General features: G+C 51.9%; 1 pseudogene. It reads right to left on the bottom strand.

The window, feature by feature from the left end:
* A pseudogene (locus tag A3709_RS23785) lies at positions 1 to 266 on the bottom strand (hypothetical protein); the annotation flags it as partial.

Here is a 266-nt window from a genome sequence, read left to right as displayed (position 1 = left end):
TTTGGCGTTCAGTACCTTATGCTGAATCTTGGATTTGCGGAAACGCGCCGACAGTTCTTCTGAGGTTTCAACAGAGGCCGTACCTACCAGTACAGGTGCCCCTGCCTCCATACAATCCTTCACGTCGGCAACAATGGCGTCGAACTTTTCTTCGCGGCTGAGGTAGACCACATCGTTGAGGTCCTTGCGTTCCTGCTTCTTGTTGGTGGGAATGACCAACACTTCCAGACCATAAATCTGGCGGAATTCAAAGGCCTCGGTATCCG

The sequence above is a fragment of the Halioglobus sp. HI00S01 genome, from assembly GCF_001635445.1.
Classification (GTDB): domain Bacteria; phylum Pseudomonadota; class Gammaproteobacteria; order Pseudomonadales; family Halieaceae; genus Halioglobus; species Halioglobus japonicus.
This window is presented reverse-complemented; position numbering and strand designations above follow the sequence as displayed.